The organism is Lacticaseibacillus thailandensis DSM 22698 = JCM 13996, assembly GCF_001312865.1.
Lineage (GTDB): Bacteria > Bacillota > Bacilli > Lactobacillales > Lactobacillaceae > Lacticaseibacillus > Lacticaseibacillus thailandensis.
The window spans coordinates 34,075-56,813 of the sequence record NZ_BBER01000003.1 but is presented as its reverse complement, the minus strand read 5'-3'; the positions used below and the strand labels follow the sequence as shown (position 1 = coordinate 56,813).

Annotated in this window: 22 protein-coding genes and 3 pseudogenes; 17 read left to right on the top strand and 8 right to left on the bottom strand. The window is 53.0% G+C overall.

Features of this window, described 5'->3' with window-relative positions:
• The first annotated feature begins 22 nt into the window (after positions 1–22).
• The 3 genes from JCM13996_RS05485 (at position 23) to JCM13996_RS10850 (ending at position 2,160) form a co-directional block, all read left to right on the top strand.
• The gene (locus JCM13996_RS05485; RefSeq protein WP_054750304.1) at positions 23–544 is read left to right on the top strand and encodes a GNAT family N-acetyltransferase; all 522 of its coding nucleotides are present in this window, start codon (positions 23–25) and stop codon (positions 542–544) included.
• Positions 545–655: 111 nt separating this feature from the next.
• Positions 656–1,930, top strand: coding sequence for a replication-associated recombination protein A (locus tag JCM13996_RS05480; RefSeq protein WP_225353507.1), 1,275 nt, complete (start codon positions 656–658; stop codon positions 1,928–1,930).
• A gap of 59 nt (positions 1,931–1,989) precedes the next feature.
• Positions 1,990–2,160, top strand: a complete 171-nt coding sequence (locus JCM13996_RS10850) for a hypothetical protein (RefSeq protein WP_156321880.1) — start codon at positions 1,990–1,992, stop codon at positions 2,158–2,160.
• Positions 2,161–2,365: 205 nt separating this feature from the next.
• Here the strand turns inward: JCM13996_RS10850 and JCM13996_RS12900 are convergent, their stop codons facing one another.
• Together JCM13996_RS12900 and JCM13996_RS11695 are read right to left on the bottom strand one after the other, a co-directional pair.
• Positions 2,366–2,482 (bottom strand): hypothetical protein, encoded by a 117-nt coding sequence (locus JCM13996_RS12900; protein WP_500778412.1) that lies wholly within the window; start codon positions 2,480–2,482, stop codon positions 2,366–2,368.
• A gap of 23 nt (positions 2,483–2,505) precedes the next feature.
• Complete coding sequence (locus JCM13996_RS11695; RefSeq protein ID WP_162205186.1) at positions 2,506–3,141, bottom strand: WYL domain-containing protein; 636 nt, start codon at positions 3,139–3,141, stop codon at positions 2,506–2,508.
• A 398-nt stretch (positions 3,142–3,539) separates the two neighbouring features.
• On the opposite strand from JCM13996_RS11695, the gene JCM13996_RS05470 reads away from it, so the two are divergent.
• Positions 3,540–4,106 (top strand): hypothetical protein, encoded by a 567-nt coding sequence (locus tag JCM13996_RS05470; RefSeq protein ID WP_156321879.1) that lies wholly within the window; start codon positions 3,540–3,542, stop codon positions 4,104–4,106.
• A gap of 75 nt (positions 4,107–4,181) precedes the next feature.
• Here JCM13996_RS05470 and JCM13996_RS05465 read toward each other — a convergent pair whose 3' ends face one another.
• The 4 genes from JCM13996_RS05465 to JCM13996_RS05450 all read right to left on the bottom strand — a co-directional run bounded on the left by JCM13996_RS05465 (position 4,182) and on the right by JCM13996_RS05450 (position 9,026).
• Positions 4,182–5,069: a hypothetical protein gene (locus JCM13996_RS05465; RefSeq protein ID WP_156321878.1), complete on the bottom strand. Its 888-nt coding sequence runs from the start codon at positions 5,067–5,069 to the stop codon at positions 4,182–4,184.
• A gap of 36 nt (positions 5,070–5,105) precedes the next feature.
• On the bottom strand, positions 5,106–5,762 hold the full coding sequence (locus JCM13996_RS05460; RefSeq protein WP_054750293.1) for a hypothetical protein: 657 nt from the start codon (positions 5,760–5,762) through the stop codon (positions 5,106–5,108).
• Positions 5,763–6,156: 394 nt separating this feature from the next.
• The gene (locus tag JCM13996_RS05455) at positions 6,157–8,217 is read right to left on the bottom strand and encodes a YhgE/Pip family protein (RefSeq protein ID WP_054750291.1); all 2,061 of its coding nucleotides are present in this window, start codon (positions 8,215–8,217) and stop codon (positions 6,157–6,159) included.
• On the bottom strand, positions 8,193–9,026 hold the full coding sequence (locus JCM13996_RS05450; RefSeq protein ID WP_054750289.1) for a YhgE/Pip domain-containing protein: 834 nt from the start codon (positions 9,024–9,026) through the stop codon (positions 8,193–8,195). Before JCM13996_RS05450 ends, JCM13996_RS05455 begins: the two co-directional genes overlap by 25 nt.
• 323 nt (positions 9,027–9,349) lie before the next feature.
• On the opposite strand from JCM13996_RS05450, the gene JCM13996_RS05445 reads away from it, so the two are divergent.
• Complete coding sequence (locus JCM13996_RS05445; RefSeq protein WP_054750287.1) at positions 9,350–9,640, top strand: hypothetical protein; 291 nt, start codon at positions 9,350–9,352, stop codon at positions 9,638–9,640.
• Between the two features lie 11 nt (positions 9,641–9,651).
• Here JCM13996_RS05445 and JCM13996_RS05440 read toward each other — a convergent pair whose 3' ends face one another.
• Positions 9,652–9,888 carry a hypothetical protein gene (locus JCM13996_RS05440; protein ID WP_054750285.1) on the bottom strand — a complete coding sequence of 79 codons (237 nt, stop codon included), beginning with the start codon at positions 9,886–9,888 and terminating at the stop codon, positions 9,652–9,654.
• Positions 9,889–10,096: 208 nt separating this feature from the next.
• Between JCM13996_RS05440 and JCM13996_RS05435 the strand changes: the two genes are divergently transcribed.
• The 4 genes and pseudogenes from JCM13996_RS05435 (at position 10,097) to JCM13996_RS05420 (ending at position 15,459) form a co-directional block, all read left to right on the top strand.
• Positions 10,097–12,460, top strand: coding sequence for a phosphoketolase family protein (locus JCM13996_RS05435; protein WP_420836029.1), 2,364 nt, complete (start codon positions 10,097–10,099; stop codon positions 12,458–12,460).
• 223 nt (positions 12,461–12,683) lie between these two features.
• Positions 12,684–14,046: pseudogene (locus JCM13996_RS05430) on the top strand (FAD-dependent oxidoreductase).
• 24 nt (positions 14,047–14,070) lie between these two features.
• Positions 14,071–14,709, top strand: a complete 639-nt coding sequence (locus tag JCM13996_RS05425) for an LVIS_2131 family protein (protein WP_054750282.1) — start codon at positions 14,071–14,073, stop codon at positions 14,707–14,709.
• Positions 14,710–14,904: 195 nt separating this feature from the next.
• The gene (locus JCM13996_RS05420; RefSeq protein ID WP_054750280.1) at positions 14,905–15,459 is read left to right on the top strand and encodes a CvpA family protein; all 555 of its coding nucleotides are present in this window, start codon (positions 14,905–14,907) and stop codon (positions 15,457–15,459) included.
• 229 nt (positions 15,460–15,688) lie between these two features.
• Here JCM13996_RS05420 and JCM13996_RS05415 read toward each other — a convergent pair whose 3' ends face one another.
• Positions 15,689–15,961, bottom strand: a complete 273-nt coding sequence (locus tag JCM13996_RS05415) for a hypothetical protein (protein ID WP_054750277.1) — start codon at positions 15,959–15,961, stop codon at positions 15,689–15,691.
• A 283-nt stretch (positions 15,962–16,244) separates the two neighbouring features.
• On the opposite strand from JCM13996_RS05415, the gene JCM13996_RS05410 reads away from it, so the two are divergent.
• The 8 genes and pseudogenes from JCM13996_RS05410 to JCM13996_RS05375 all read left to right on the top strand — a co-directional run bounded on the left by JCM13996_RS05410 (position 16,245) and on the right by JCM13996_RS05375 (position 22,738).
• A complete protein-coding gene (locus JCM13996_RS05410) occupies positions 16,245–16,922 on the top strand; it encodes a type 1 glutamine amidotransferase (RefSeq protein WP_054750276.1) in 678 nt (225 codons plus the stop codon).
• 286 nt (positions 16,923–17,208) lie between these two features.
• Positions 17,209–17,940: a 16S rRNA (guanine(527)-N(7))-methyltransferase RsmG gene (rsmG, locus tag JCM13996_RS05405; RefSeq protein ID WP_054750274.1), complete on the top strand. Its 732-nt coding sequence runs from the start codon at positions 17,209–17,211 to the stop codon at positions 17,938–17,940.
• Between the two features lie 74 nt (positions 17,941–18,014).
• On the top strand, positions 18,015–18,857 hold the full coding sequence (gene noc, locus JCM13996_RS05400) for a nucleoid occlusion protein (RefSeq protein WP_439646471.1): 843 nt from the start codon (positions 18,015–18,017) through the stop codon (positions 18,855–18,857).
• Between the two features lie 53 nt (positions 18,858–18,910).
• Positions 18,911–19,678 carry a ParA family protein gene (locus JCM13996_RS05395; protein ID WP_054750272.1) on the top strand — a complete coding sequence of 256 codons (768 nt, stop codon included), beginning with the start codon at positions 18,911–18,913 and terminating at the stop codon, positions 19,676–19,678.
• Positions 19,668–20,545: pseudogene (locus JCM13996_RS05390) on the top strand (ParB/RepB/Spo0J family partition protein). The gene JCM13996_RS05395 and the pseudogene JCM13996_RS05390 overlap by 11 nt, the downstream one beginning before the upstream one ends.
• A gap of 21 nt (positions 20,546–20,566) precedes the next feature.
• Positions 20,567–20,765 (top strand): annotated as a pseudogene (locus JCM13996_RS05385) (DUF951 domain-containing protein).
• 54 nt (positions 20,766–20,819) lie between these two features.
• Positions 20,820–21,920, top strand: coding sequence for a redox-regulated ATPase YchF (gene ychF / locus JCM13996_RS05380; RefSeq protein ID WP_054750270.1), 1,101 nt, complete (start codon positions 20,820–20,822; stop codon positions 21,918–21,920).
• A 173-nt stretch (positions 21,921–22,093) separates the two neighbouring features.
• Entirely contained in the window at positions 22,094–22,738 is a 645-nt protein-coding gene (locus tag JCM13996_RS05375) for a DUF1129 domain-containing protein (protein WP_054750268.1), read from the top strand.
• Position 22,739: the final 1 nt, after the last annotated feature.

Below are 22,739 nucleotides of genomic sequence, written 5' to 3'. Positions count from 1 at the left end.
TAAGTAGACAGGGGGTGGCGTCATGGCCATCTTTGAAAAGTATCACCCAATTATGTCGGTGCACTACACGATGGACTGGCTGACCCAGGCCAAGCTCAAAGAAGTGTTTATTCTGCGGCACGATCCCGAAATTGCTCGGGGCCAGGAACGGCCCGTTGACGCCAATATCGGGGAGACTGCACACTTCGTTAACCGCGCCATGGCCCTCGTGATGCGCAACCAGGCGTTGCTCTATGCCGTTTTGGACCGTAGCACCGGGTCATTGCTGGGCACCTTGGGTTTATTCGACATTGACGAGGAGCGCATGACGGCGTCCATCCGCCTAGCCACGCTGGCGGGCACGGATCCGGCCGTGATGGCGGAAGTGCTGCCCCGGATGCTGGGGTTCGCGGTGCACGAGTTGGAATTACAGTGGCTGACAGCGGAACAGATTATCCGGCCAGCGGATGCGGCTTTGTACCAGCGCCACCACTTTGCCCCTGAAAGTGACCGGCTCGTGCTGGATGCCGACCGGATCATTAATGATGAACAGTACATGTTTTAGGTAGCAGAACGGGGGTGTCGATCAATGCGGCAAGAATCACTATTTGGTGACGATGCGGGGGACGTGCGGCAACCGCATGACGACCAGGGGTACCAGCCACTGGCTAGTCGGATGCGGCCACAAACCCTCGATGAATTTGTTGGCCAGAAGAACCTGGTGGCACCCGGGCAGGTCCTGTACAACCTGATCGAGCGTGATGAAATCAGTTCGATGATTTTCTGGGGACCACCTGGGGTCGGTAAAACGACGCTGGCACGGCTGATTGCGCGGCAGACCAAAGCCGCCTTTGTGACCTTCTCCGCGGTCACCAGCGGCATTAAGGAAATCCGCAACGTGATGGAGGAGGCTGAGGCCAACCGGGAGCTAGGCCAAAAGACGTTGGTCTTTGTAGACGAAATTCACCGGTTTAATAAGGCCCAGCAGGATGCCTTTTTGCCCTACGTCGAGCGGGGCAGCATCATCCTGATTGGGGCGACGACCGAAAACCCGTCGTTTGAAGTCAACGCCGCCTTATTGTCGCGGATGCGGGTGTTTGTATTGCACGCGCTGCAGCCTGACGAACTGGTGCAGCTGTTGCACAACGCAATCAAGAGCCCGCGCGGCTTTGCGGACTTCAAAATCGATATCAGTGAAGACCTACTCCACGCCATTGCGGACTACGCCAACGGGGACGCCCGGACGGCGCTGAACACGCTAGAAATGGCGGTGACCAACGCCCGGATCGTCGACGGGGTCACGCAGGTCAACAAAGATGACTTAATGCAAATCATGGGTACCAAAGCCCTGCTGTATGACAAGCACGGTGAGGAGCACTACAATATCATCTCGGCACTGCACAAGTCGATGCGTAACTCGGACGTGGACGCGGCCATCTACTGGCTGGCACGCATGCTGGAATCGGGTGAGGACCCGCTGTACATCGCGCGGCGCCTGGTTCGCTTTGCCAGTGAGGATGTCGGCATGGCCGATTCACGGGCGTTGGAGATCACGGTGGCGGCGTACCAGGCCTGTCAGTTCCTGGGGATGCCCGAGTGTAACGTGCACCTGACGCACGCGGTGACGTACTTGGCACTAGCGCCTAAGAGTAACCAGTTGTACGTGGCGTACAACAGCGCGGCGGCGGACGCCAAGAATACGATGGCGGAGCCGGTGCCACTACAGATTCGTAATGGGGTGACGAACCTGATGAAGGATCTGGGCTACGGCAAAGGTTACCAGTACGCACATGACACGAAGGACAAGTTGACGACGATGCAGACGATGCCGGATAACCTGGTCGGTAAGCACTACTACCACCCGACGGATCAGGGCAGTGAGGCCCGGGTACGCCAGCGGTTGGCGCAGATTAGGGAATGGCATAAGGAACACGACCACGACGGTGAGTGAGTCCCTGCGGACCGCGACTGAAGCATTAATCCAACTAACAGAGTGAAGGAGAATTAGCTATGTGGCAGGCACTGACCGGCATCTTTGCCGTTGTATTCATCGTGACATTGGTCCTGACCATCGTCATGATCATCAAAAAGCAACGTAACTGGGCCTCAACGATGGTGACGTTGGCCACCATCAGTTTTATCGCCACGCTGGTTTGCGCCTACGTGTGGGATCAAGCATAGAACAACAAAGTAAATACTAAACGGGCGGCATATGATGCCGTCCGTTTTTTTTGAATCTGTGATTTTTAGCATTGAGTAAATTGGTTGCTGGAGGGTGTAACTCCTTTTACGATAAACCAGACCCTTATTACATTGATGTATTGAGTGGTGAAACAGGCGGATCGGTAACGTCCAATTTTAATACCATAAACTTTTGTTAACCAGCTCAATTGTTCTTATACAAATTCACTACCTTCAACGCCTCATCACGGATTGCTTCAGCTAACCGCGCGGGGGATAAGATGGTGACCTTGCTGCCCGCACTCAGTGCCCAAAGCTTGATTCCATCGTAGCTGACATCCGGAATTACGAATTCCCACCTATTTTCCTCATCCGGGTATTTTTTTTGAGTTGCTGTGCTGTTGGGAAGGCTTCCTTCAGTGTCTGGGGATAGTCCTGGTAGAGTAAGTGCACCCTCACGTGCTCACTGTCGAACAGTAGATAATTATGCTGTCGGTAAGCCTGCAAGTCGAAGCGACCAGGCTTAAGTGACAGATTAACACGCGGCTTTTCAATTTTGACAATCCGGTCTAGTCGGTAGAGATAGTAATGGTCAGCTCGCTGCGTTTCGTGTTCAAACAGGGCAACATAAAAACGGTTATTATTGACAAACAATGCACCGGGCTTACCAGTGTGTCGGCGATTAAGTTTGACGCGTGTCAAGCTCCGGCGCGACCGATAGGTGAATGTTACCGCCTTCTGCTCAGTGATCGCATCCGTTAAGGTGCCAATCATTTCCAGTAGCGGAACCTCCCTGTTATAGGGTAAATATGCTTCCACATCATGGGCTAAGGCTTGCTTTAGTCGATGGCGCTCGCTACCCGCAAAGTGATTTAACAGGGTGGTCATTATTGACTTCATTTCGGCGGGAGGAAAGGCCCCACTCGCTAATAAAAGGTGAGACAATGCCACTACCTGTTGGAATTCAACGTGTGTATCCAAGTAATACTCGCCTTGTTTGTGCTCCAAAGTGAGGTCTTGATCGGTCAAGGCCACAGTTAAATGTTGCATATCACGGTAAAAATTGCGCTTACTGATTTGTGCCTCGTCGTTTGTGTTTGCTGATAAATGTTATCCCTGCAGTAAGGACAATAACTCACTAATAATCCGTTCTATCATTGCCAAGACAAATTCCCCTTTTCCTGCCCATTTTTGACAGCTCGTGTCACTGGTAAATGCTATTATGAGCCTGCCTAAGGAGGTAATGATATGAAGCCACAAGATCAACCTAACAAACCTATATATACTCCACAACTAGGCCGTGCAGAGTTGGTTGCACGGCACTATCTCAAAGAATACACCGCACGCGGACTAGCTGCACCTACAGCCACCGACGGGCAATGGCAAATTCTGGCCGACATGAAAACCGCTGGATGCACCTGCCACTACCAATCCCCAGTTCTGTACAACTGCGTTTAACCACCTTATTTTTACCTCAAATGATGGCCAATGTCCCGGATGATCCTGACCCCAAGCTCATTACTTTACTCGAAAATTACGCGTGGTGGTTGGATGACCAGCGCTTCTACTACGGTTGGTACGAAGATTCTCCATTTACCGATGAAGAGTTGTCAAGCCCGGAGCAACAAACGGCCTGGCGCGAATTTCAAGCTGAGGCGGCCGCTGATGCCAAGAAAATATGCACAGCTATTTTTGGTACAGGTATTCCTGTAGCTTCGCGCAACCTTGATGACGATGTCTGCACTGAGGAAAATTGGCCTTTATTGACCGTCCTCACAAACCTGCGTTGGCACCACATACCGTATCGTTTCATCCCCAACAATGCAGCCACGCCTCAGACTGGTGGTGAACTCCGAGTTGCCGGCCTGTGTTTGTACTATACACTCTATGATTTTGATGCTTTGCCGAGAATTGAATTAGACTACCTGGATTACCTACCAAACTGATTTTGATTAATGTCTACCAACAATAAAAAAACCAGACTCCAAAACTTTAATTTGGAGTTTGGTCTATTATTTTATCTATCGTTTAAGTGGCTCAAATGGCTGATTTTGACTAGGATCAAGCCCCAATTTACGCAATAACTCTACGTTCTGCGTAGCTACCCAATTTGCAAAATTACCGATGGTGGCATAGTGGCGAACTACCTTCAACTCATCAATTAAAGCAGTTAGTTGTGTATTGCCACTGAAGAAGGGTTTCATCTGACGCAAGACCGTGGCTGCATCCTGACCAAATACCACCAACTGTTTGGGCTCGATTACGGCGCATTCTTGAGCAAAAATGCACGCACTCTTTGCGAATGTTTCCGCGTTAGCTGTCAAACGAGCTACCGCTTCATCTTCAGTAGCAGCGGCCGCTCCGACACCAGCATAGGACCTCATTAGCACCCTAATTGCAGCTGCTTGATGTTGTTGCCAATTAGCCAAGGTTATGGTTTTGGGCCCGGCAATCAAAAATGCGGCCTTTAGCTTCTGGGAGTCGCTTTCTGACTTGTTTTTAATGGCATCCGTGATGTAAGCGTCCTGTAAGCGGCGATCGTTGACTTGAGCGTAGAGCTTGAACGTGTTTGTAGGCCTATCGGTATCATGAAACATTGTGAAATTATCGAATGTCTTGTTATCCCCCTTGCCATCAGTACGTACAGCCGAATTTTCCGCCACGAACATCACACGCCGGTTGATGGGCCGTTTATCGAGTGCTTCGTCCTCTTCATCTAATTTTAGGTTGACGTCCTTGAATAGCTGCTTTGTGATAGTGGTCGGTGTGAGCTTAACATGCTGCCTTGCAGCCTCAGCAAGTAAATCTTGGTTACTAGGCAACGGTGAATTGTTGTCCAGAAAGGAACCAAACTGCCTCACATATATTTTCTCTTTTTTTGTCAGTGTACATCTGCGTGTCGATTGCATTCAATTCTGCCTTAATTTCTTGAATTTTTGTCATAATTATCGCTCCATTCTTACGTAAGTATCGACTTTAGCTGAACCTTGTTGATCATGCCCAAAAACACAGATGCAAGGAAATAAACTGCATGTGGCTGGGTTTACAACCCAGTCAATATATTCTTGGGGTAACGCCCAAAATAAAGGGTAGGGGCCGCCTTCAGTTGTGATGGCAGGATACTGCCCGCCCGTTTCAGAATCGACGACCAACCGCGCATCGAGAACTTGAAATGTACGACGAGCAATCTCGAGGTTGGTATCGACCCAGCGGTTGTTTTCCATGGCTAGTTGACATTCAGCCCCAAAGGCGTCGATGTCGACGTGGGCGTCACCAACCGCCACCGTTGTGTTGGGGATGGATGTAGCCTCGTCGCTCACTTCACTGGTAACAAGCACACATTGATGGATGACGACTTCATAAGCAATGGGCGTCTCCGTATAAGTTACTACAGCTGAATCAGCGCTAGGCCGCCGTAATAATGTCTGAAAAAGTTGGAGACGTTGCGCCATGGGTACATGCAAATCAGTCACCAGAGTCACAGGCGGCCTATCAGTATTTGCAAAGACCAACGCAAACTGCGAGTCGATACGATCATAAGTGTAACCTGCAACCAGCTGGCCACTTTGACGATCGCGGAAATTAACTTGTTGTAACGTCAACTGCCTCACACCCTTCCTTAACAACTGTGGTTAGAATACCAAAACTTAATGACAAAATATGTCACTGAGCGACCTATTTGCCGATTTTTAGCATGTGGCAACCCTGCAATTTATAATTGAGCCTTGAAATCAGTGCCGTTAAAATATGTCTAGTTACAAGTTAAAAGTGACCGTACACGACGAGCGCTGGTAGGACCATACTACCGGTCAGTAGCTCAACGAATTAAAGGTCGCGTTTTAAACTGGATCCCCATACGGAGAAAGATTGCACCACCTCTAGCATCTGAAAACGGGCAGCGACCGTTGCTGCGTAGGCAATTATAAACATTAAAAGAGCTCCGTCAGCAACAGCAAAACGCTGCACTGACGGAGCTTTTCATGTTGTTAATGACGGTTATTCCTCACTGTGTTCGCCATCGCTACCAATGATGTACCCAATGGCGGGAATCATTAGGGCGACGCTGATAACAGCAATCAGAACGAGAATGACGATGCTGGTCATCACGGTACTCGAGGCAATCCCGTCGGTCAGGGCCTCACGGTAGCCGTTGATTGCGTACGTCATCGGCAGGAACTTCTGCATCGATTCGTATAGCGGGCTAATCGTTTGGGCGGGGAAGAGACCGCCCGAACCACTCAGCGTCAGCAGTGCCAGGGCGATGAAGATACCAACACGGTTGAACGCGAGGTTCAGGAGCATCGTTAGGTACTGAGCCGCGAGGGCGAAGAGGATGGTGATGCCGTAGAAGGCGGCAACGTGGTTGACGTCCAGACCGAACGCCATGATGAGCGTGGCTTCAACCACGGCCATGGCAACGGCAACGCCAGTCCCAACGATGAGCTTGCTACCAAGCATCTGGAAGACGGATTCGTCTTTGCCGTTCCGTCGACGCATTGGGTAACCAAAGTTGAAGATGATGATCCCAATGAACAAGGCTAATGCCAGCACGTATGGTGCGAGGGCCTGGCCGTAGTTAACGACGTTGGTGTACTTCACCTCGGTATCCTTGGACGGCTGGGCGAACATCTTGGCGGTCTTACCCGTCAAATTGGTTTTGGCAATGGTGTTGCTGCCCTTCTTCAGGCCGGACGTCAACTTGGTCGATCCCTTGTGGAGCTTCTTCACGCCGCTTACCAGGGTAGGCACGCTACTATTGAGGGTACCGATACCGCCACTGATCTGGCTAGAGCCGGAAACCAGGGCGCTGGAGTTGGCGTTCAATTGCTTAGTCCCGTTGTACAACTGGGTAACGCCGGAGGCCAAAGTTGGTACGCTGCTGTTCAGAGTGGCGAGACCAGCATTGAGCTGACCAGACCCCGTGTACAACTTGGAGACGCCAGTTGAGAGCGTCGGGATGTTACCGCTGAGGGTGGTGAGGCCACCGGACAACTGCTGGGCACCACTGTTTAGGGCGGCAGAGTTGTTGTTGAGGGTAGTAGCACCATTAGCTAACTGGTTGACGCCAGATGCCAGGGTTGGCACTTGGCTGTTCAAGGAGTTAAGGCCGGAAGATTCTTGGCTGGCACCGTTAGCCAACTGCTGCACGCTACTGGTTAAGGTTGGTACCTGATCCTCAAGTTGCTGAAGGCCGGTACTTTCTCGCTTAGCGCCATCAGTCAGCTGCTGAATACCTTGGGCTAGCTTGGGAGCCTTACCGTTCAGTGTGTTTAAGCCGGTATTAATTTGGGTGGAGCCGGTCTTTAACTGATCGAGGGCACTATCAAACTGTGTGATTGCTGCTTGCAGCCCGGTTGGATCGCCGGCAGAATCGGTAGCGGTACTGGTTAAGTTGGTCTTCACGATGGACATGACGCTACTTTGCGTTGAGTAAGCACTCAGCGTTGATGTCTGGGCAGTTTTGACCTTGGTCCAGGCAGCGGTAAGTGCCGCTTTCTGATTGGCATCCGTCACACTGTCAATGGCAGTCTGCATGGCCGTGTTGGCAGTGTCCTGGTTGGCCTTGAGTGAAGCGTATGACTTCATGATGCCGGACATCAGGTTCAGAGTAGCGACCTGTGAGTTGATCTTACTCTGCAACTTGGTCATCTTGTCCTTCATCTGGCTGATGCCATCAGCAAGTTGCTTACTACCGTCATCCAGCTGTTGGACGGAACTGGTTAAGTCGGTGTCGGCAGTATTGCCGTTAACTTGGTTGTTCAGATCGTTAGCACCGCTATAAATCGTCCCGGCGCCCGTGTTGAGCTGGCTGACCGCGGAACTCAATGAGGTGCTACTGCTGCTACCAGTCGTAACGGCAGTGTATAACTGTTTCAGACCGATGCTCAACTTGGAGCCACCACTGTTCAATTGTGCAACACCGCTGGACAGAGCAGGAACATTATTTTGCAACTGCTTAGTTCCGCCTTGAACTTGGCTAACGCCGTTAGTGTAGGCTTTGACCCCTGATGCTAACGTCTTACCGCCATTGTTCAGCTTGGTAACGCCACTGGCCAACGTTGGTACCTGGCATATAGCTGGCCTAACCCCTTGTACAGGGAGCCGCTACCAGTGTAGAGCGCCTGCACACCGCTGGAGAGCGTTGGTACCTTGGCGTATAACTGGGACATGCCGTTGTTGACCTGGGTCACACCGTTAGTGTAGGTGATGATGCCACTGGTCAGTTGCTTACTGCCACTAGCTAGTTTGGATACACCACTGGGCATCGCGGACGTACCGCTTTGCAGGGTGCCAATGCCATCGGTGATCTGCTTGGAACCATTAGCGGCGGTCTTCAACTGCTTACCAATGCTACCAATTTGCTGAATAAAGGTCTTGGCGTACGTCTGGGTCACCTTGGCCTTGATTTGGTCGTTCAGCTTGTCGCTACCGACTTGACTCATAACTTCCCCGATGTAGTTGAGGGAGCCGTTCGTCTTGTAAGCAAAGTGCATTTGCTTAGGCGTCTTATTAAGGACCGTCGCAGCATCGCGGGAGAAGTCCTTCGGGAAGGTAATGACCGCGTAGTACTTGTTGTCCTTCAGACCCTTGGCGGCTTCCTTGGAGCTGGTGATGTGCCAGCCGAGCTGGTCATCCTTACGCAGTTTAGCTACTGTTTGGGCGCCGACGCTCACGCGCTTACCCTTCAGCGTCGTCGGTTGATCCAGGTTTACGACCGCAATCGGTAGTTTACTGGTATGACCGTACGGATCCCAGGCTGAGGTCAGGAAGCAGTAGGCGTAAAAGATGGGGATAAGGATAGTCGCAACCATCAACCAGATCACCCATTTATGTTGCATGATGTGACGCAACTCTTCTTTGATCATTGTTATTTAACGCTCCTTCTCTGATATCGTGTGCATCTGATACACGTGTAACGGATAACAGACATTTATCCGTTCGTGTGGTATGGACTATCAAATAACGCCGTGATATCAATCGTTTAGAACCCATGTGGTAATTAAAATGCATCTAAAAATGACAATGTCCACGTGGCTCATGGGAGCTAGTTTACAGATTTCTTTATAATTTTTGAACGATACGTTTGTAACCTATATGCTTTGGTGATGGTGAACCACTCTGGTCACTTGTCGCACGCAACCGCTTACTAGAGTAAAATGTAACTATCACCATAGAGGAGGTAAGAATCATGGCTGACCGGTTACCACAACAGTTCGAAGAGTTACTCGCTGCGGAGAGTGTGTACCACGCTGTGGAACGGGGCGAAACCAAGCGGCTGTTAGCTAACCTAACTAAGACGGAGCGAGAAGCGCTGATTACGGCAATTCCCAAGATTTTGCTGGCCGCTGACAGTAAGCCGCAACCGGATGGCAAACTGGACGTCGAGCAGATGATGCAGGATTCCCATAACCTGCGACGGGATTACGACCTCTTCGGCGAGTTCAGCCATATTTTTGATAGTCGGCGCAAAAAAAAGTAGCCACCCTGTGGCTACCGAATGCGTTTATGTGGCCGCGGCTGACTGGCGACGTTACCCGCGATGACGCGGGTACGATGGCGTTGTGCGGGGCGTGGAATGCGTTGTGGTTCTGCGGCTGGTAATGGCTGCGGTGCTTGCGGTAAGTCGGCCGGAGCTTCAACGAAGGTAATGCGTGCGTGGACGTGCTGAATGAGCATAACCGTGGCGGCGCCGGCAACAAAGGCGAGTGCGGTGGTAGTTTTGGACATAACGATTCCTCCCGTAACTTTTATTACCATTATTCTAACATGGTGTGCGTTGCGTGCGGTACGCGTTAAAATGGGGTTATGTGGTCCAACGGCCACGGGTTCTGCGCTATACTAAAGTAAGACGTCACAACGATTGCTTGTGGCCGGTCCACAATTGGTGTAGCGGGCTGCCGCGCACCTTTGACCCAATAAAATGGAGGTTGCTGTAATGACGGAATATTCTACACCCGAGTACTTTGCAAAGATGACTCGGTACTGGCAGGCTGCCAATTACTTGTCTGTCGGCCAGTTGTACCTGAAGGACAACCCATTGCTTAAACGGCCCATTGTGGCTGCGGACGTTAAGGTTCACCCAATTGGCCACTGGGGCACAATTGCCGGTCAAAACTTTATTTATACGCATTTAAATCGTGTCATTAATAAGTACCATCTCAACATGTTTTACATTGAAGGCCCAGGTCATGGTGGCCAGGTCATGGTGTCTAACTCCTACCTGGACGGCACGTATACCGAAGCTTATCCAGACGTAACGCAGGACGAGCAGGGGATGCAGAAGCTGTTCAAGCAGTTTAGTTTTCCTGGTGGGGTGGCTAGCCACGCCAGTGCCCAAACGCCAGGTTCCATGCACGAGGGTGGCGAACTGGGGTACTCCCTCAGCCATGGTGTGGGGGCCATTTTGGACAACCCTGACCAGATTGCGGCCGTTGTGATCGGTGATGGTGAAAGTGAAACCGGCCCACTTGCAGCTAGCTGGTTTAGCAACACCTTCATTAACCCGATCAACGACGGGGCCGTACTGCCAATTTTGCACATGAACGGCTTTAAGATCAGTAACCCGACCATCCTGGCCCGCAAGTCCGACGAAGATGTGCGGAAGTACCTCGAAGGGGCTGGCTGGGCACCAGTCTTTGTTGAAGGCGACGACCCGGAGAAACTGAACCCAGAAATGGCGCAGGCCCTGGATGGTGCTATCGAACGAATTCACAGCATCCAGCAGCATGCTCGCGAAACGGGCGATGCGGGTCAGCCACGCTGGCCAGTAGTGGTCTTCCGGTCACCAAAGGGCTGGACGGGTCCCAAGGAGTGGGACAACGAACCAATCGAGGGCTCGTTCCGCGCCCACCAGATTCCAATTCCTGTTTCCTCTGAGGACATGACCCACGTGGATGCTTTGACTGCTTGGTTGAAATCATACCACCCCGAAGAGCAGTTTGACGCGAATGGCCACCTGGTTCCTGAATTGCAGGAACTGTTGCCAGATCATGACCACCTGATGGCGGCTAACCCAATCACCAATGGCGGATTAGCGCCACAGCCATTGAAGTTGCCCGACTTCAAGAAGTACGCGTTGGACAACTCCAAGCCGGGTCGTTTGACCAAGCAGGACATGATTATCTGGTCTGACTACCTGCGTGACTTGATCAAGTTGAACCCGAACAACTTCCGCATCTTTGGTCCCGACGAGACGATGAGTAACCGCCTTTATGGCATCTTTGAAGAAAGTGCGCGGCAATGGCTGGAACCAATTAACGACCACACCGACGAAAAGATGGCTAGCGCCGGCCGGATCATTGACTCCCAGTTGTCTGAACACCAAAGTGAGGGCTTCCTGGAGGGTTACACCCTGACCGGGCGTCACGGCCTGTTTACCAGTTACGAAGCGTTCCTGCGCGTCGTAGATTCCATGCTCACACAGTACTTCAAGTGGATCCGTGAAGCTAGTGAACAGCCATGGCGGCGGCACTACCCGTCACTGAACGTGGTGGCGACATCCACTAGTTTCCAGCAAGATCACAACGGTTACACCCACCAGGATCCGGGCATTTTGACCCACCTGGCGGAAAAGAAGCCGGAGTTCATCCGCGAGTACCTGCCCGCAGATGCCAACTCCCTGCTGGCTATTTCACCAAAGCTGTTTAGTAGCTCGGAGACGGTCAACCTGCTCGTCACTTCTAAGCAGCCGCGGCCACAGTTCTACAGTATTGAAGAAGCCCAGCGTCTGGCCGAGACCGGCATGGGTCGCATCGATTGGGCCAGCACCGATGACGACGGCGCACCAGAGGTCGTCATCGCGGCGGCCGGAACGGAGCCAAACATGGAAAGTTTGGCCGCAATCGACTTGCTGCGGGTCACGTTCCCGAACATGCGGATTCGCTTCATCAACGTCATTGACCTGTTGAAGCTCCGTCGTCCGGAGCAGGATCCACGGGGTCTGACTGATGAACAGTTCGATGACCTGTTTACGGTGGACAAGCCGGTTATCTTTGCCTTCCATGGTTACGAAGGCTTGATCCGTGACATGTGGTTTGGTCGGCACAACCAAAACCTGCGTGTCCACGGCTACCGTGAAGACGGGGACATCACCACGCCGTTTGACATGCGCGTGCTGAACGAACTGGACCGGTACCACCTGGCCAAGGACGTCATTGCGGCCGTTGGTGGCTACGGTGACGAAGGGGCGGCCTTTACCGCCCGCATGGACGCTACGTTGAAGTATCACAACGACTACATTCGCCGCGAGGGTGACGACATTCCTGAAGTGCGTGAATGGCAGTGGACGCCAGTTAAATAGGCTTTGTTCATGGAGAGTGACTAAGCACGTTTGGGGCCGTGACTTTGGTTACGGTCCCTTTGTGTTCACCTCTGCACCACGGGTAAAAAGCCCTAGTTAAATGTCCACCGCGAGCTTTGATATTTGTTGAGCGTGTGCGATACTGATAGCGAGGAAAGTGGCCGCGTTGGGTGCGTAGCCACGGATAAATGTGGTTCACAATGAGCGAATGGAGCACCAGTGTATGAAAGTGGTTGTGATAGGTTGTACCCACGCGGGTACGGCTGCAGTCCAGGAAATATTGAACCGTGACCCCAGTACGGAGATTGCGGTGTACGAACGCAATGAGGATATTTCGTTTTTATCGTGCGGCATTTATCTCTACCTAGGCGGTGTAGTGCGGGATCTCCGTGACGTTTTTTTACGCCACGGGTCCCGAACTAGAAGCCATGGGGTTGCACGTCGGTGTACACTTACGCCACGATGTAACCTCGGTGGACACGCACCGCAAAGTCGTTGAGGTGCAGAACCTGGCCACCGGTAAGAAATTCAGCGACACATACGACAAGCTCATTGTGACGACAGGCTCCTATCCGGTGGCGTCGCCTATTCGCGGGGTCAACGTCAAGAACGTCTACCTGTGCAAAAACTACAAGGACGCCCTCGCAATCAAAGCCGCATCGGATCACGCCAAGCGGATCGCCGTTGTTGGCGGTGGTTATATCGGGGTGGAGATTGCAAGTTCCTTTGCCCAGCAGGGACACCACGACGTGCTGCTGGTCAATGGCCGTCACGGTTTGCTCAGTCATTACGTGGACCGAGGCTTGGCTGGCGTCATCGGGGATGACCTCCGTGCGCACGGGGTTGACCTACATGACGGTGAGCACGTCTTGGAGTTTGACGGCGATGAGGATGGGCAGGTGTTCATTCGCACCGACAAGGGTGAAATTGAGACCGACATCGTGATTCTGTGCGTCGGTTTCCAGCCCATGACGGAGCTGATGGCCGGCAAGGTCGACCTGGATCGCAGCCAGGCAATCATCGTTAATGACGAAATGCAGACGAGTGATCCGGATATTTATGCGGCCGGCGACTCCACCGTGGTGCGGTTTAACCCCACCGGGCAGTTTGCCTACGCGCCGTTAGCCACCAACGCTGTGCGCCAGGGTAAGATTGCTGGCGCGAACATCGTGCAACCCGGTAGTATTCAGTACATGGGGACGCAGTCAACTAGCGCGTTGAGCATTTTGGAGCACAACATGGCGACTAGCGGGTTGACTTACGCTCGTGCCCGCAAGTACTTTGACGACGTCGAGTACGTTGAATTTAAGGACAATTACCGACCGGAGTTTATGCCCACCACGACCACGATTGATGGTACCTTGGTGTTTCGGCGGTCGAACCGCCAGATTTTGGGCGGGCAGTTTTACAGTAAGTTAGACATCTCAATGTGCGCTAACCTGATTTCGGTCATGATTCAAAATAAAAATACGGTGGATGATTTGGGGTATGTGGATATGCTCTTTAACCCCAACTTTGACCGTCCGTGGAACTTTATGAACCTACTCGGGCAAGCGGCAATGGCTAAGCTTGATCACGAGCAATAAACACGCACTCTGGGAGGAAGAACCATGAACGCATGGAACTTTATTGGTGTGGCGGCCTGGATCATTCTGGTCGTTTACCTCATTTTTATCGTTATCAACATTCGGCAACGGCACCTCAAGATGATCGTGGTTCACGGTCAGCACCATTCGGGGAGGACCATACTGATTGATTTAGTTGAGGTCGTCGTCTTTTTGGCCGCCCTGTACGGGTTGGTTTACGCGGCCTGGCTACGTCCGACGAACTTTACGAATAGTGCGGAGGCAACGGTATCCTACAAGTACCAGCCGCTGGTACTACAGACGGACGATAAGCATTCGTACTACGTTGAGGTGCGGTCCGGGTCGGGTAAAAACTCGCTGATGCACTACACGTACTGGGTGGAAAACGCTAAGGTTGAGGTCAACAGCAACGACGCGACGGTGTCGGATGGTAGTGGCATCCTCAACCTGCAGGCATCACACTTCCCGTGGCACGCCAAGAAGCTCGCTAGCATGGACCGGCAGACGGACAAAGCGTTCGTTGCCACGATTACGGCGCGCTACAAGGGCAACTTCCTGAATGGCTTGGGCCTGCGTGCCGGCAAGACGGGCGACCGCTTCTCGCTGATTCGTGTGCCTAGTGATGATTTTTCGACCATTGTGCCGTTGAATGACGGTGAGTAACGAATAGTAGTGTTGGGCCTACCGCGGGGTAGGCCCTTTTTAATGTCAAAACGTGTTGTACGGATGACCACGATGTTTGCCGAATTGATAAATTTACCAGCAAACTCTACGCAGCGGTGGGGTTTATGGGCATAATGGGAGTAAACCCTTGGCGATGAGCTGGGCGTGGCTAGGGTGACAAGGAGGTAATTCCGCGTGGTTTTGAGCATTATTATCATCATCTGGCTGCTACTGGCCTGCGTGTCCGGTTGGCGGCAGGGCCTAGCAATAACGATTATTTCGATGATTGGCAACGTGATTCTGTGGGTGTTTGCGATTGCGAACTATCAGCGAGTAGCGATGGCGTTGGGCGGCGCGGATGTCGGCTTTGGCACCAAAGCCCTGGCGTTTATCGTGATTATTGTGGCCGGCCGGTTCTTGATTCATCTGCTGGCCAAATGGTCGCGGCATATTACGTGGATTCCGGTGATCAAGCAGGCGAATAGCCTCGGCGGCGCCATTGTGGCTGTTATTTTTCACTACATTGCAATCTTCATCGTGCTGTCACTCTTGTTGTTGGTACAAAACACGTGGGTGACCTCACAGTACGCCGAGTCGGGAGCCGCACAGTTTATTGTGACAAATTCTCCGTTATTAAATAGCAACCAGTTCCAAAACTGGTTGGGTACAAGCGACAACCAGACAAATACCAGTAATACGACGCATACTGACAGCACGAACACTAGCGACAGTTCCAGCAGTAGTTATTAGGCCAATAACAACAGTGGCGTCCTACAAAGGTTATTGTGGGACGCCACTTTGCTTTGCTTGGATGAGTGTAGTGGTACCAGAAGTGCAGTGACACCTACCAAAAAGGGACCCCGTCATCTATCGGTGTCCCCAGGGCGTCGGTTACCGGGCGCCCTTACGTTGTCAATACCTGCCGCAAAGTTGGTGTGCACACCGGCGGGACCCCGTACCCGCCGCGTTAGGTACTTGCTTAATTTTGTGGCGGATCAACGAGGGGGAGGCGGTGTGACAAGTGTAATCCGGCATTCATTTCCCCATACTTGACTAACAGTCTTGATTCATTGTAATCACTCAGCACGTCTGCGGCCATGCGGTCCAACTCGGCGGTGATCCCGGCACTCACCGAGGCGTCCCGTAATAACACGGTTGCTCGTCTAATCATGTTATATTCCCGCAGTTGGCGTAACGCGCGGTGATAGTGATCAACGGTAGCTTGTTTAACTGTTAAAGTTGCGGTATCCATTAGGCACACCTCCTACCCAGAGCGTTATTTTTCCCCACGCCCATAGTTTATATGCAGTTGTCCCAAAAGTCCGTCACTTTTCTGATATTTGACTATTTTATTTTTAGAAAGCGGCGCGGGCCGGTTAGAAAGCGCGAGCTCGTTTCAATACCTGGCAGCAGCCGGCAATCCTCGTGGCGCGGTTCACCAAGCCATAGTGCTCCCGCCCACTCAGCAGGGCCCACTAACTTCCGCACCCCACGCGTGTTATAATGACGGAATAAATTACTCGAGGAGGATCATAATGGCTGAACCGATACGGATTGCGTACCTATACGAAGACTTGATGAACACGTACGGTGACAGTGGCGACGTGAAGATTCTCCGTTACCTGTTAGAACAGCGCGGGTATACCGTGCAGGTCGATAACGTGAGTCTGGGTCGCGACTTTGATGCGGACAATTACGACTTTGTGTTCTTCGGCGGTGGGCAGGATTACGAACAGACCGTGGTGGCCAAGGATATTAGCCGCTTCAAAGACACGCTGACTAAGTACATCGAGGCGGGCTACCCGATGCTGGGTATTTGTGGTGGCTACCAGTTCTTGGGTACCAAGTACGAAATGGTCGACGGTACTACCATTCAGTGTCTGGGTATCCTGCCTTTGCACACGGTGTTCCGTCCAGAGGCCCGGATGATCGGGGATACCAAGTACGAAACGGACTTTGGCACGGTCACCGCTTTTGAAAACCATAGCGGGTGTACCTACTTTGATGACAAAGACAAGTTACGGCCGTTCGGTAAGGTGGTGGAAGGCTTCGGTAATAACCCGGAGGAAGGCGTTGAAGGGGTGCGGTACAAGCAGACCTTTGGCAGCTACTCTCACGGTCCGCTATTGCGGAACATGAACGTCGCACGGGCGTTTGCTGATATGATCGTCAAGCGGCACGAGCAGCGGGTCAACGTTGCGGTGCCAGCATAAATGTAATCACGGTTCGTAGCACATGCTACGGGCCGTTTTTTTTGTTCCTCAACGGCAGTGATGGGGGTCACATCAGTTCCCGTTGCGTCTCATCATGGTGATTGCGCTTGTCGTCTGGATATGTTTCACGTGAAACTGTCCGGAGTCGCGTTCGCGGGTTGTTAAAGCATGCTGGGTGGGCTAAAATTGAACATGACGTGAAACGCGTAGGTGTTCCACAATTATCTGTTCACAAAGCCTGTTGTAGCGGGCAATAGCTAAAATTTTAGACGATGAGGAGACGGCAATGAATCCAGAAGAATTTGCGGCCGCATTGGCACGGTTTGACGTGGTATTAAGCGCCGAGCAGCAAGCACAATTTGCCGAATATTATTCGTACCTGGTGGCAGAGAACCAAAAGATGAACCTGACGGCCATTACTGCTGAGGGTGATGTCTATCTCAAGCATTTTTACGACTCGGTCACGCCCTTACTGGAATTTCCGGAGTTATGGACGACCACGGTCACGCTGTGTGACGTCGGCGCCGGAGCCGGGTTCCCGTCGTTACCGATGAAAATCCTCAACCCGCACTTGGAGGTCACCATCGTGGACTCCCTGCAAAAGCGGATCGACTTTCTGGAGCGACTTTGCCAACGGCTCCACCTCGACGGTGTCCACCTTGTGCACGCGCGCGCGGAGGAATTTGGGCGCAAGCAATCACCCGACCGGGAATCGTTTGGGTTGGTCACCGCACGGGCGGTCGCAGCTCTCGACGTACTGGCGGAACTGTGTTTGCCGTTAGTGCAACTGGGTGGCAAGTTTATTGCGATGAAGGGGGCCCAGGGTGCTAACGAACTGGCCCAAGCCGATAAGGCCATCAAGATTCTGGGTGGTCATGTGGTTGCGGACCGGGCACTGACGTTACCCGTCGAGGAGGCCCCACGGCACCTCGTGGTCATCGACAAAGTGGTACGGACGCCGAAGAAGTACCCGCGTAAGCCCGGAACACCAGCAAAACAACCAATTGGGGGACAGTAAGCATGGCATTCAACTTTTTTTAACCGCAAAAAGCTGACGGTGAAGTCGTTCGGAAGATTCCCACGGACGCCATTGTGCCTAATCGCTTTCAGCCGCGCAAAGTGTTTCAGGAAGAGTCACTGAATGAACTAGCACTAACAATCAAGCAGCACGGGCTACTCCAACCCATTGTGGTGCGTGAATACGAACCGGGTCACTACGAGATCATCGCGGGTGAACGGCGCTTTCGGGCGGTGACCACGCAACTGGCCTGGACGGAGATTCCCGCCATCGTGACCACAATGGCTGATGACGAATCGGCCGCCATGGCGTTGATTGAAAACCTGCAACGGGCAGACTTGTCGCCAATCGAAGAGGCGCAGGCGTACGCGGACTTGATGAACCAAAACGCGATCACCCAGGAGGGCATCGCGCGGCGGGTCGGCAAGAGCCAGTCGTTTGTGGCCAACAAGTTGCGGCTGCTCAAACTCAGCCAGCCGGTCCAGGCAGCCATTATGAATGGTTCCATTACGGAACGGCAGGGCCGGGCGATGCTTAAGTTGGATGATCACCAGCAGCAGCACGTCTTGGACCGCATCGCGGCGGATCGCCTGAACGTTAAGGAGACCGAGGCGCTGGTGCAAAGCATCCTCAATCCCGACGCGGTGGACAACCATGCCGGTAAGGGCCGTCCAGCCAAGAAGACGGCCAAGAAAGCCCAACGGCGGTCAACGCTGAACAAGGACGCCCGGGTGGCGGTGAACACCATCAAGAAGTCGCTCAAGTTGGTCCAGCAGGCGGGGATGAACGCCTCGATGCGTGAAGAGGACGCAGACGGCATTCACCGCATCATTATTGAAATTCCTGATGCCCAGGTGACGGATGGCAAAGCTGCCAAAGCTACGAACCGTCCCACCAAGGCACAAACGAGCAAATAGTAAATACAGCATGACAGGATGCGTAAAGTTAACGGTTTGAATTGGAGGTCAACATGGCACACGTAATTGCGGTGGCGAACCAAAAGGGCGGTGTGGGTAAAACCACGACGACCGTCAATCTGGGTGCGTGCCTCGCGAACGCCGGCAAACACGTTTTGATTGTGGACGCTGACGCGCAGGGTAACGCAACCAGCGGGGTAGGTATCGATAAGCCCCGCGTTGAAAAAGATATTTATGACGTTTTGGTGGACGAGGAGCCCATCACCTCCGCAATTTTGCACACGGATCACCCGGGATTGGATATTGTGCCGGCGACGATCCAGTTAGCAGGGGCGGAGATTGAGCTGACTTCACAAATGGCGCGCGAAATGCGCCTGAAGTTAGGCTTGGCACCCGTGCGCGCGGATTATGACTACATTTTGATTGACTGCCCACCATCATTGGGCCAGTTGGCCATTAACGCGTTCACCGCCACGGATACGATTCTCATTCCGGTACAAAGTGAATACTACGCCCTGGAAGGGTTGAGCCAGTTACTGAACACGGTTAAGTTAGTACAGAAGCACTTCAATCCCGATTTGGCAATTGAAGGCGTGCTACTGACGATGTTTGACGCCCGGACGAAGCTGGGCAACCAGGTCATCACGGAAGTACGCTCCCACTTTGGTGATAAGGTGTACCACACCGTTATTCCGCGGTTGACCCGGTTGGCGGAGGCCCCGAGTTACGGGCAGCCCATCGTGGACTTTGACCCGAAGTCACGGGCGGCGGCAGTGTATGAAGATTTAGCGCGGGAGGTGCTTGCAGCTCATGGCGAATAACAAGAACAAAAAGGGGCTTGGTCGCGGGATCGACGCGATCTTTAGCAACTTCGAGGATCAGGAACCCCAGATGGACGCGGTCACGGAAATCAAGCTGGACGAGATCCGGCCCAATCCGTATCAGCCCCGGCGGACGTTCGACGAGGACGCGCTAAACGACCTGGCTAAGTCGATCAAGGAAACCGGGGTCTTCCAGCCCATTATCGTGCGTGAAAGTGTTAACGGGTACGAGATCATCGCCGGTGAACGGCGGTACCGGGCTTCCAAGCTGGCGGGGAAGGATACCATCCCGGCCATCATCCGCAGCTTTGACGATGAGTCGATGATGGAAGTCGCCGTGCTGGAGAACCTGCAGCGCGAGGACCTGTCACCCATCGAAGAAGCCCAGGCGTACGATACGCTGATCAAGAAGCTGAACATCACCCAGGCCGAGGTCAGCAAGCGTTGGGGAAGAGTCGGCCATACATTGCCAACTACCTCCGCCTATTGTCGCTCCCCGAGGCGGTCAAGAAGCTCGTCAGCAACGGTGACCTGTCGATGGCGCAGGCGCGTAGCCTGCTGAGCCTGAAGCGGAAGTCGCAAATCGTGCCGATGGCCAAGAAGACGGTCAGCGAGGGGTTGACGGTACGGCAACTGGAAAAGCTGATTGCCCAGGCCAATGCTAATGGCCGGACGCCGGCCAAGACGACGCGCAAAGTGGTGAAGTCGCCGTACGTGCGGGCCAGTGAGAACCAGTTAGGGGACCGCTTTGGGACCAAGGTCAACATTGCCCAAACCAAGAAGGGTAAGGGTAAGATCGAAATTGACTTTGAAAGTGAAGCAGACCTAAACCGTGTGTTAGCATTACTAGATGTAAACCTAGATTAAGGCGCGTGGAGGTACGAGTATATGTACGATTTACACGATATTGTGGAAATGAAAAAAACCGCATGCTTGTGGCACCAATAGTTGGGAAATTATTCGCATGGGTGCCGATATCAAGGTGAAGTGTCAGGGTTGTGGCCACATCGTCATGATGAGCCGCCGCGACTTTGAGAAGCGCCTGAAGAAGGTTTTGCAGCACGCAGAGCACGACGCGCAAGCATAGTGCCGCCACGTACTGGTCAGTTACAGATTATCAAGAGAAAGTAGGAATATTGTCATGTCACTTACAGCCGGAATCGTCGGGTTGCCGAACGTCGGCAAGTCGACCCTGTTTAACGCAATTACCAAGGCGGGGGCCGAGATGGCTAACTACCCGTTTGCCACCATTGATCCTAACGTGGGGATGGTCGAGGTGCCAGATAGTCGTCTGGCCCGCATCGATGAGTTGATTCCCGCCAAGAAGGTGATCCACACCACCTTTGAATTTACCGACATTGCCGGGATCGTGAAGGGTGCCAGCAAGGGTGAAGGCCTGGGGAACAAGTTCTTGGAGAACATTCGCCAGGTGGACGCCATCGTGCACGTGGTGCGGGCGTTTGATGACGACAACATCACCCACGTTAACGGGAAGATCGATCCCATCGACGACATGGCCACCATTAATATGGAGTTGGCCATCGCGGATCTGGACAGTGTGAATAAGCGTTACGCCAAGGTTGAGAAGACGGCCCGGGCGCACGACAAGGACGCCGAGGCCGAGTTTGAGGTCCTGAAGAAGATCAAGCCGGTATTGGAAAACGGTGATCCAGTGCGCAGCATCGACTTTGACAAGGACGAACAGAAGATTGTGAAGGGGTTGTTCCTGCTCACGAGCAAGCCCGTGCTGTATGTGGCCAACATCGCTGAAGAGTACATGGCGAACCCGGATGAGAGTCCGTACATGGCGGACATTAAGGCGCAGGCCGAGAAGGAAGGCGCTGAGGTAATTGCCCTGGCTGCCGAGGCCGAAGAGGAAATTAGTGAGCTGGACGATGACGACAAGGCTGACTTCCTGGCTTCCGAAGGCGTGGATGAATCCGGGCTGGACAAGCTAATCAAGGCTAGTTACCACCTACTGGGTCTGGCAACCTTCTTCACGGCCGGCGGTAAGGAAACCCGGGCATGGACGTTCCGGCGGGGGATGAAGGCGCCGCAGGTTGCGGGCATCATTCACTCGGACTTTGAGCGCGGGTTCATCAAGGCGGAAACGATGTCCTTTGACGACTTGGATAAGTACGGCAGCGTGGCGGCGGTCCGCGAGGCTGGCCGGCTCCGCCAAGAAGGCAAGGAGTACGAGGTCCAGGACGGGGATATCATCGAGTTTAGGTTTAACGTGTAGAAGGTTGCGCAGGCCTATGGCACTCATTTCCATTCCATACGGTAGCCAGCCTGGCACGTACCTGAGCGCATGACGTAGTAACCATCGGTAATGAAAGTAGGGCAGAGTAGTGGCAAAAAAAAGCAAAGCAGCAGGAACAGCAGCCAACGGAGCCGGAACAAACGGTCGACGAGATGTTGGCACAACTGACGAAGAAGAACGCAGAATACGTGGTCAAGTTCCGCCGGTCGATGAAGGACAGCGGCGCTGACGACGCCAAGGAAACGGCAGAATTAAAGAAGATGCTGCCGGAGATGTTGAAGGGTCAGCGTGAAGGTAAGCCGGCAGTGCAACTGTTTGGCCCGGCCGTGGAGCGGGGGAACAAAGTTGCCTCGTCCAAAACAGCAGTCGATCCCATTCAGCAGCAGCCGTTTTGGATTTCAACGGCCGACCTGGGCTTCACGTTTCTGGCCATCTTTGCCGTTCTGTACGGCTTGATTGGTAGCTTTTCGAAGGTATCGGGCAGCCAAGGCGGTGGGTTCGCCTCACTGGTTATTATGTCGTTTGTGGCGGCATTGGTGTTCACGTACTACACCCAGTGGAGCCTTACCCCCAAGGGCGAACGGCCAAAGTTCTGGTTCATTGCTATCGGCGGGATTATCCTGATTATTTTTGCTTCCCTGGCATCATCCTACCTGACGGTGGTGAAGTCGTTCTTGACGTCACCAATGAACAACTGGGGCCTGTTTATCCTCGCGGTCGTCGCCTACGGGATTCACTACCTGTTGAAGTCGCGCTACCACCTGCGCAGCTTCTTTGCCCCACTACCACGGCGGTAAT

What these genes read in the sequence shown, in the direction of transcription:
- JCM13996_RS05445 (WP_054750287.1), top strand. Translation starts at nt 9,350, where the DNA reads ATGGCTGACCGGTTACCACAACAGTTCGAAGAGTTACTCGCTGCGGAG.
- JCM13996_RS05470 (WP_156321879.1), top strand. Translation starts at nt 3,540, where the DNA reads ATGGCAAATTCTGGCCGACATGAAAACCGCTGGATGCACCTGCCACTA.
- JCM13996_RS05435 (WP_420836029.1), top strand. Translation starts at nt 10,097, where the DNA reads ATGACGGAATATTCTACACCCGAGTACTTTGCAAAGATGACTCGGTAC.
- rsmG (WP_054750274.1), top strand. Translation starts at nt 17,209, where the DNA reads ATGAATCCAGAAGAATTTGCGGCCGCATTGGCACGGTTTGACGTGGTA.
- JCM13996_RS05485 (WP_054750304.1), top strand. Translation starts at nt 23, where the DNA reads ATGGCCATCTTTGAAAAGTATCACCCAATTATGTCGGTGCACTACACG.
- JCM13996_RS10850 (WP_156321880.1), top strand. Translation starts at nt 1,990, where the DNA reads ATGTGGCAGGCACTGACCGGCATCTTTGCCGTTGTATTCATCGTGACA.
- JCM13996_RS05395 (WP_054750272.1), top strand. Translation starts at nt 18,911, where the DNA reads ATGGCACACGTAATTGCGGTGGCGAACCAAAAGGGCGGTGTGGGTAAA.
- JCM13996_RS05465 (WP_156321878.1), bottom strand. Translation starts at nt 5,069, where the DNA reads ATGCAATCGACACGCAGATGTACACTGACAAAAAAAGAGAAAATATAT.
- JCM13996_RS05440 (WP_054750285.1), bottom strand. Translation starts at nt 9,888, where the DNA reads ATGTCCAAAACTACCACCGCACTCGCCTTTGTTGCCGGCGCCGCCACG.
- JCM13996_RS05410 (WP_054750276.1), top strand. Translation starts at nt 16,245, where the DNA reads ATGGCTGAACCGATACGGATTGCGTACCTATACGAAGACTTGATGAAC.
- JCM13996_RS05375 (WP_054750268.1), top strand. Translation starts at nt 22,094, where the DNA reads ATGTTGGCACAACTGACGAAGAAGAACGCAGAATACGTGGTCAAGTTC.
- ychF (WP_054750270.1), top strand. Translation starts at nt 20,820, where the DNA reads ATGTCACTTACAGCCGGAATCGTCGGGTTGCCGAACGTCGGCAAGTCG.
- JCM13996_RS05415 (WP_054750277.1), bottom strand. Translation starts at nt 15,961, where the DNA reads ATGGATACCGCAACTTTAACAGTTAAACAAGCTACCGTTGATCACTAT.
- JCM13996_RS05480 (WP_225353507.1), top strand. Translation starts at nt 656, where the DNA reads ATGCGGCCACAAACCCTCGATGAATTTGTTGGCCAGAAGAACCTGGTG.
- JCM13996_RS05450 (WP_054750289.1), bottom strand. Translation starts at nt 9,026, where the DNA reads ATGATCAAAGAAGAGTTGCGTCACATCATGCAACATAAATGGGTGATC.
- JCM13996_RS05425 (WP_054750282.1), top strand. Translation starts at nt 14,071, where the DNA reads ATGAACGCATGGAACTTTATTGGTGTGGCGGCCTGGATCATTCTGGTC.